The sequence below is a fragment of the Streptomyces sp. NPDC097129 genome (genome assembly GCF_055668065.1).
Genome location: NZ_JBVOQE010000016.1, coordinates 102,792 through 110,187, shown reverse-complemented (window position 1 = coordinate 110,187; position 7,396 = coordinate 102,792). Strand labels below are relative to the sequence as shown.

The following is a 7,396-nucleotide window of genomic DNA, read 5'->3' as shown; positions in this document are numbered from 1 at the left end:
AGACGGCCGCCTACGGTCACTTCGGCCGCGAGCTGTCCGACTTCACCTGGGAGCGCACCGACCGCGTCGACGCGCTGCGCAAGGCCGCCGGCCTGCGCTAGGACGCCCGGACCGGACAACAAGAGAGACGACAGCGACGAGGCTCCGCCCCTCGACGAGACGACCGATTCGCTCAGCTCTGTGGACGGGGCGTCGCGGTAGCCGGGCTCGCCGCCGGCGGCCTCCAGGACGCCCAGCTGCTGAAGCCGGTCGAGTACGAGGCGTACGCCAACGGGCTGCAGGAGCAGATCTCCGACGTCGTCCGCTGACAGGGCCGGCCGGGCCGGTCCGGCCGGCCGCACCCGCGAAAGGAACCACCCGTGTCCACGATCCCTGCCCGCCCGGGCACCCGCCTGCTCCCCGCGCCCGCCACCACAGGCGCGCACCGCGGCGCCGAAGACCTCCTGGCGGCTCTGCGCGGCGGCAGTTGGCGCCCCACCCCGCTCGAGGTCCGGGTCGCCGGTCTGCTGCTGACCTCCGCCGCAGGTGACGGACTGCTCACCTCGCGCCGTGTCCGGGCCGCCCTGTGGGAGGGGGCCGTCACCCTTGTCCAGGAAAACGGCGGCCGGTTCGCCCGTACCCTCGCCGGCCTCGCCCCCGTCCTGGACGAACCGCAGCTCGCCGTCCCCGGCACGGCCGAGACGGCGGGCGAACTGGTCGCGGCAGTGGCCGCGGCGGGCGGCTGAACGCCAGTGGGAACAGCCCACGGCCCGGCCGAACGTCTCCGGCCGGGCCGCATCAGGTGATGCACCGTCAGGTCACTTCACCCAGGGCGCCATCGGGTACCAGATCAGATCGCGGACAGCCAGGATCCGCACGTCCCAGTACAGGACCAGGAACGCGCCCGCCGCCAGGAAACCCGCCGCCATCAGCGCCGAGGCGCGGCTCGGCCGCCGCGCCGTCCACCCGTGCAGCCGATGACCGAACAGAGCGGCCACCAGCAGGAACAGCACCGACATGACGGTGATGTTGCCGATCGACTGAAGACCGAACGCCACCGCGCCGTACAGCGGGTTGTGACTCTCGGCGGCGTCGCGGAAGAGCTGGCGGAACAGCGGGAAGGGCCGCCCGATCAGGAACGCCCCGATCAGCGCGCCCATCACCAGCATCGGAGCGCCCGGAAAACGCCGCGACAGCCGCGCCAGCGGATCACGCACCACACCCAGCGCGGCCAGGCCCAGATACGTCATCAGCGCACCGATCAGGCCGTAGACCACCATCGCCTGCACCAGACGCCCGGAGAAACCTCCGCTCTGGCCGTCGTCGAACTGCGGCATGCCCGTACCGGCGAGGGACACCACCGTCCCGTACGCTGCGGACACCACGACCGCGCCGAGCGCGAGCCGGCCCAACGGACGCAGTGCGGCCGCCATCCGGCCCCGGCGGGAGGTGGAAGCGCCGCCGGCCAGCGGCGCCAGCGCGCTGAAGACGGCCACGTTGCACGCGGTGAAGGTGCCCGCGACACCGGTGGCCAGCGCGAACGCCAGACCGGCCAGCGCACCCGCGATGGGCGTGCCCTTGGCCGCGTGGCCGAGCAGGGTGTCCGCGACGTTGTCGCCGATGGTCCGGTCCACGAACTGAGCGGACCACACCACCGTCAGGGCGAAACCGAAGAGCGCGGCGACCACGCCGACCAGCGCACGGCGCCGCGGCGCATGGCCGTTGAAGAAGAACGAGGCCGATTGCGCACTCATGCCCGCGCTCTGCCGCGAGCGGGAGGGGGGCGCGGCAGGCCGCTGTGTTGTCTGCGCCATGACATATCGCCTTTCGGGAGGGTGGGAGACCGCACGTCACGCTAGGGCCGGCGGACACACGCAGTGACCGTCTCGGCCCGGAGCGAGCACGGGAGAAGAAGAACCCGGACACACTTCATGAAGTCCGTCACCGCACGCGGCCCGCCGGGGCCGCGCCGTCACCGCGGCAGCGGCCCCTCGTCCGCGGTGCCTCCACCGGCGGGCACGGTCCCGGGCCACAGCGCGAGCGGCGGGCCCGGCACCGAGCCTGCGTCCGCCGCGCCGGCCGGTGACCCGTCACCGTCCGGCAGCATCACGTCGAAACTGCGCCACATCCATGCCCAGGCCGCCACCGGCCGGAACCGGGCCCGAGCGGCGATGCCCGCACCCACACCGGCGGCGATGCCCTCCCCGGCCACGGCGATCAGCCCCTGGCACCCGTGACCGGACACACACCCACGGCAGACTCCACCGGCACCGGCACGGGTGCGAACCGGTAGCGCACCCCCGTCAGTTCCTCCGACAGCTCCCACAGCCGGGCCTGCGCCGCCACGCTGCGCGCCGCACGGCTCGAGCGCGCAGGCACCGGCGCCCCACGGCTCCCGAACCGCCGGGCGGGCCCCAGATAGGCGCCCGGCGGCACCTGCGGTTCCGTTGCCGCGCGCAGCGACGGCAGCGCCGCCGCCTGCGGCGGCTGGGCCAGCCAGCGCATCCCCGCCGCGACCACCGGCCGCAGCACCGCGGGAACGTCGCCGTGCCAGAGCCCGGTCGGTGACAGCCCCGGATGCGCGGCGAGCGAGACGGTGGCCGCACCCGCAGCGTCGAGACGACGCTGCAACTCCCGCGCGAACATCAGGTTCGCCAGCTTAGAGCGGCCGTACGCCGTCACCGACCGCCGCCCGTCGGACCGGGCGCGGGCCGCGTCGACGCCGCCGAGGCCCGCACGGTGCGCGAGACTGCCGACGGTGACGACGCGCGAGCCCGGCACCTCTGTCATCAAGCCGAGCAGCCGTCCCGTGAGCGCGAAGTGACCGAGGTGGTTGACCCCGAAATGGGCCTCGAAACCGTCCGCCGTCCACCCGTACGAGGGGAACATCACGCCGGCGTTGTTGATCAGCAGGTCCAAGCGCTCGTGCCGGTCGCACACCTGCGTGGCGGCACGGCGCACCGAGTCCAGCGACGCCAGGTCGAGTTCGACCACCTCGGAGCTGCCGCCGATCCACTCGGCCACGGCCTGCGCCCGCCGCACGCTGCGGCAGGCGAGGACCACATGTGCCCCGCGGGAGGCGAGCACCCGGGCCGTCTCCCGGCCGACGCCGCCGGAGGCGCCGGTGACCAGAGCGGTTTGGCCGCTCAGGTCGGGGACGTCCGCTGTCGACCATGTCATGTCGTCCTCCCCCAGACGCCGGCGAACAGCCGAGTCAATGTGCGGAGCCATAGCCGTGCTCGACGATGAGGCCGGCCGCCACGTCGTAGTACGCCGGGTCCTGCGGGACGTCGGTGGCCAGGCAGTTGACGTACCGGTTGAACATCGCGAAAGCAGCCGCGATCAACACCGTGTCGTGAAGGTGGGTGTCGGTGGCGCCCTCGGCCCGGGCGGCGGCGATCGCCTTGTCGGAGACGGGAGCCGCCTGCGCCTGCACCTCGGCGGCCACCGTCAGCAGCGCCCCCAGGAGAGGGGTGACAGGGGCCGTGCCCGGGTCGGCGAGCACCGCGGCGACCAGTTCGGCGCCGCCGTCGAGCTGGGCCGCCGCGAACGCGCTGTGCGACCCGGCGCAGAACTCGGTGCGGTTCAGGTGGGAGACGTAGGCGGCGATCAGCTCACGCTCCCCCCGGCTCAGCGGCGAAGGGCCGCTGCGCAGCAGGGTCTCCGCCACCTGCGACAGCACACCCGCGGTGTCGGGCCGCTGGGCGAACAGAGCACTGATGCCGGGAAGGTCATGGGTCAGCTCGATGTGAGGCACGATGAGCGTCCTTGTCAGCCACGTTACGAAGCGGGGCCTTCATCGTCGGAACCCGGGCACGGCCCGGCCAACTCCCAGAGTGCGCACTCGCCAAGCCGTCGACTCCGGCGCCGCACACACGGCCTCACACCCGACCGTGCAAAGCCACCGGCCACCAGCCCGCCGCAACGGCCTCAGCCGAGCAACTCCACCCAGCACAACCGAAGTTGCTCGCTGTGCCGCACGTGCCCACGATGAGATCCACCCCCCAGCAGCGAAGGACGCTCCGTGCCGCACATCCACCTCACCAGCGACCTGCCGGGCATCCGAGGCCTGATGACCGACCGCCCGGACACCGCAGCCCCACTCAACTCCCTCGCCGACTTGATCCTGCGGGGTGACTCACCTCTGCCCCGCGGCGAACGCGAACTCATCGCCGCCTATGTCTCCGAGCGCAACGCGACGCGCTTTTGCGCCGACACCCACGGCGCCGCCGCGGCGGCCCAACTCGACGGCGGCAACACCGTCGTCGACGCCGTACGCCACGACCCGGACACCGCACCGGTCACACCGCTCATGCGCGCCCTGCTGCGCATCGCCGCCGAGGTGCAGGACAGGGCCGCTCCCGTCTCCGACGAGGCGATCGCCGCCGCGCGCGCCGCAGGCGCCGGCGACACCCACCTGCACGACACCGTGCTCATCGCGGCCGCCTTCTGCATGTACAACCGCTACGTCAGCGGCCTGGCCACCACCCTGCCCACCGAACCCGGCTACTACGAGGAAGCAGGCCGGCGGATCACCGCGCACGGCTACGCCGCCGCCGTCTGAGGAGCAACGGACCGTCATGCCCAACGCCTCCCCGCACCGGGCGCACCGCCGCGCGGTCGCCGCCACCGTCGTCGGCAACTTCATCGAGTCCTTCGACTGGCTCGGCTACGGCCTGTTCGCACCCCTCTTCGCCACCCGGTTCTTCCCCTCCGGCAACTCCCTCACCTCTCTCCTCGGCGCCTTCGCCGTCCTCGGAGTCGGCGTCCTCGTGCGCCCGATCGGCGGCATCCTGCTCGGCCGCCACGCCGACCGGCACGGCCGCAGGCCCGCCCTCATACTCGCCGTCTCCCTGATGGCAGGCGGCTCCCTGCTGATCGCCCTCACCCCCTCCTACGCGCACATCGGCCTGCTCGCACCCCTCCTGCTGCTGCTCGCCCGCACGGCGCAGGGCATCTCCCACGGCGGTGAATGGCCCGCCGCCACCGCATACCTGATGGAAGTCGCGCCCCGCCACCGCAAAGCGACCTACGGCAGCCTGTTCTCCCTCTCCACCTGCGCGGGCGCGTTCACTGCCTCCCTCCTCGGCGGCGCCCTGACCACCGCCCTCGGCCCCGGCTCCATGGCCTCCTGGGGCTGGCGCGTGCCGTTCCTCCTCGGCGGCGTCCTCGGCCTGGTCCTGCTCGTCCTGCGCACCGGGCTCGCCGAGACAGAGATCTACCAGCGCGAGGCCCACTCCCGACACGACCGCGGTTCCCTTCGGCAACTGCTGCGCGCCCACCGGCGCAACGTGCTGATCGCCACCTTGTTCGTGGCCGGTACCGGTGCCGTCGGCGGCACCTGGACCGCGGTCGTGCCCGCCCTCGGCGGCCGTCTCGCGGGGCCCGGAACCATGATGTGGGTCGTCGTCACCGCGACCGCCACGATGATGGCGCTGAACGTGCCCATCGGCCTGCTCGCCGACAAGATCGGCGCCGCCCGGCTGCTCGTCGCCGCCAGTGTCCTGTTCGCGGCCACCGGCTCGCTGTCGTACCTCACGATGACCGGCACCTTCGCCAGCCTGCTGTTCACCTACGGCTCCGGAGTGGTCTACCTCGTCTGCGCGACCACGGTGCTGCCCAAGCTGCTCACCGACATCTTCCCCGCCAGGATCCGCGCCCTGGGCGTCGGCCTGCCCAATGCCGTCACCGGCGCCGTCCTCGGCGGCATCGCCCCGGCCTGCGCGGCCTGGGCCGCCGAGCACGAGGCGTCCGCCTGGTTCGTCACCGCTGTGATGGCCGCGGTTCTGCTCGCCCTCCCCGCGTCCCTGTTGTCACCGGCCGCTGCGGCCCTGACCACCGCCGCCGCTGCGCCGCCCGCCGAGACACGGCGCGACGACGTGCCGCTGGCCACGGCCGGCAGGTGACAAGCGCGAAGCCGGCTCCCCGCGACGGGGAGCCGGCTTCCTGCTGCCGCGGCGAGGCAGCGTCACTGGTTCAGGGGCGGTTGGCCTTGCCCTCCAGCCACAGCGTGTCGGAGTCGTCGCGGTGCGTGCCCTCCGAACCGACGTGCTTGGCGGAGATCTTCTCGCCGTTCTTGAACACGTGGACCAGCGCCATCCCGTGCCCCCGGCCCAGCCCGTAGTCCTCCTTGAGCCAGTCCAGAACCGGACCCGCCTTCAGCTCAGGCCCTTCAAAACCGCGCTCCTTCGCCAGCTCGATGAACTGGCGGGGCGTCAGGCCCGTCTTGTCCTCGATGTTGTCCAGGTACGCCTGAAACGACATGTGCTCCTCGCTTCCCGAATCGTCCGCGCCGGCGACGGACCCACACACCCAAGCGTGCACTGCCACAAGCCGCCGGCCTCCCCCTACGAGACACCTCACGGCGACTTCGCCACGTCGTGGCACCGTGGGGGGCGTGAGTTGACCTGCTGCGTTGCGTCCATTGGAATACCAAGGCACCCTCGCCACCGGCAGCCACTTCCGCTTTGTGCCGTTGCGGAACATGGGGGACAAGAAACCGAAGCGGTGGACATTCACAGCAGGGGGTACCCGGCCAAGAACGCTGAATGGTCACGTGGGAAGAGGAGCAGGCTGGCGCTGCCGTCACCGTCAGCCGGTGGAGGTCAGCGGTCGGTCTCCAGCACGCTGCGGCAGCGCGCTCCGGCCGACGCGGACAACAGCGGCTGCCGTCGAATGAAAAGGTCCAATAGTTCCGCACCATGGCGGACGCGGAACTCCGGACTGACTGAGGCGATGTCCAGCTCGTTGGCGGCGGTGAGTTCGGCGAAGTCCCGACGGGCTTCGATGCTTGGCGGTCCAGGGACAGCGGCGCGACCGGGAAGCCATCGGTTCGCCGTGGTGGTCTGAAGCAGGCCATGACGCAGGACGGAAAGCCGCCCACGGCCGTTGCGGAGATTACCGACGACCATGCCGGGACGGCCAGGAGTTGGCAGTTGGGCGCGGAAGCGACGCAGGGCGGGGTGGCATCGTCTGTGGGCGAGGTGAGCTGCGCGGGGCCGGCGTGGCCACACCGCCCATCCGAGCAATGCGGGTCAGGGCGCTGCGGCGACGCACTCACGGACCGGCCGCGGCCGTCAGAGTGTCAGGCGACGAGGTCAATACGACGGCTATGCCTCACCCACACGCGTGATGCGGTATTCCGCCGTCTTGACGGCGCGAGGTCATGGACGGGGCCCATGCCCGGCCACCAGGCGGGTAGACCAAACCAGCGTTTAAGGACAATCCCCTTGATCTGCCGACGAGTTGGCATTTCCGGAGGATCGTTTCCCTTGGGGATCGTTTGGGTGACAACTTCCGAACGGAAAGGAGTCGGTGAGCATGGCCGACTGGAAGCAGATCCCCGGCGGGCTGGTGCGGATCGCGGTGGGTTCGCGGACCAACGTGTGGGGTGTCAACGCGGGCGGCAACATCTACC

The 7,396-nt window shown here is 71.8% G+C and carries 9 protein-coding genes; 4 read left to right on the top strand and 5 right to left on the bottom strand.

Annotated elements, in window-relative coordinates:
* Positions 1-359 precede the first annotated feature (359 nt).
* A complete protein-coding gene (locus AC0B9F_RS34205; RefSeq protein ID WP_472009150.1) occupies positions 360-725 on the top strand; it encodes a hypothetical protein in 366 nt (121 codons plus the stop codon).
* 72 nt (positions 726-797) lie between these two features.
* Here the strand turns inward: AC0B9F_RS34205 and AC0B9F_RS34200 are convergent, their stop codons facing one another.
* From AC0B9F_RS34200 to AC0B9F_RS34185, 4 genes are all read right to left on the bottom strand, one after another.
* Complete coding sequence (locus AC0B9F_RS34200; RefSeq protein ID WP_472009148.1) at positions 798-1,793, bottom strand: hypothetical protein; 996 nt, start codon at positions 1,791-1,793, stop codon at positions 798-800.
* A gap of 158 nt (positions 1,794-1,951) precedes the next feature.
* Positions 1,952-2,224, bottom strand: a complete 273-nt coding sequence (locus tag AC0B9F_RS34195; RefSeq protein ID WP_472009146.1) for a hypothetical protein — start codon at positions 2,222-2,224, stop codon at positions 1,952-1,954.
* Complete coding sequence (locus tag AC0B9F_RS34190; protein ID WP_472009144.1) at positions 2,197-3,159, bottom strand: oxidoreductase; 963 nt, start codon at positions 3,157-3,159, stop codon at positions 2,197-2,199. The genes AC0B9F_RS34195 and AC0B9F_RS34190 overlap by 28 nt, the downstream gene beginning before the upstream one ends.
* A 34-nt stretch (positions 3,160-3,193) precedes the next feature.
* Positions 3,194-3,736 (bottom strand): carboxymuconolactone decarboxylase family protein, encoded by a 543-nt coding sequence (locus AC0B9F_RS34185; protein ID WP_472009142.1) that lies wholly within the window; start codon positions 3,734-3,736, stop codon positions 3,194-3,196.
* Positions 3,737-4,003: 267 nt separating this feature from the next.
* On the opposite strand from AC0B9F_RS34185, the gene AC0B9F_RS34180 reads away from it, so the two are divergent.
* Both AC0B9F_RS34180 and AC0B9F_RS34175 read left to right on the top strand, forming a co-directional pair.
* The gene (locus AC0B9F_RS34180) at positions 4,004-4,543 is read left to right on the top strand and encodes a carboxymuconolactone decarboxylase family protein (RefSeq protein WP_472009140.1); all 540 of its coding nucleotides are present in this window, start codon (positions 4,004-4,006) and stop codon (positions 4,541-4,543) included.
* A 16-nt stretch (positions 4,544-4,559) separates the two neighbouring features.
* Positions 4,560-5,885, top strand: coding sequence for an MFS transporter (locus AC0B9F_RS34175; protein ID WP_472009138.1), 1,326 nt, complete (start codon positions 4,560-4,562; stop codon positions 5,883-5,885).
* Between the two features lie 70 nt (positions 5,886-5,955).
* Here the strand turns inward: AC0B9F_RS34175 and AC0B9F_RS34170 are convergent, their stop codons facing one another.
* Positions 5,956-6,243: a DUF4287 domain-containing protein gene (locus AC0B9F_RS34170; protein ID WP_472009136.1), complete on the bottom strand. Its 288-nt coding sequence runs from the start codon at positions 6,241-6,243 to the stop codon at positions 5,956-5,958.
* A 1,056-nt stretch (positions 6,244-7,299) separates the two neighbouring features.
* Here AC0B9F_RS34170 and AC0B9F_RS34165 point away from each other — a divergent pair.
* On the top strand, positions 7,300-7,396 hold a 97-nt coding region (locus AC0B9F_RS34165), incomplete at its 3' end, for a tectonin domain-containing protein (RefSeq protein ID WP_472009163.1).

Excerpts from the sequence above, each read along its gene's own strand:
- AC0B9F_RS34200 (WP_472009148.1), bottom strand. The coding sequence starts at position 1,793 with ATGGCGCAGACAACACAGCGGCCTGCCGCGCCCCCCTCCCGCTCGCGG.
- AC0B9F_RS34190 (WP_472009144.1), bottom strand. The coding sequence starts at position 3,159 with ATGACATGGTCGACAGCGGACGTCCCCGACCTGAGCGGCCAAACCGCT.
- AC0B9F_RS34175 (WP_472009138.1), top strand. The coding sequence starts at position 4,560 with ATGCCCAACGCCTCCCCGCACCGGGCGCACCGCCGCGCGGTCGCCGCC.
- AC0B9F_RS34170 (WP_472009136.1), bottom strand. The coding sequence starts at position 6,243 with ATGTCGTTTCAGGCGTACCTGGACAACATCGAGGACAAGACGGGCCTG.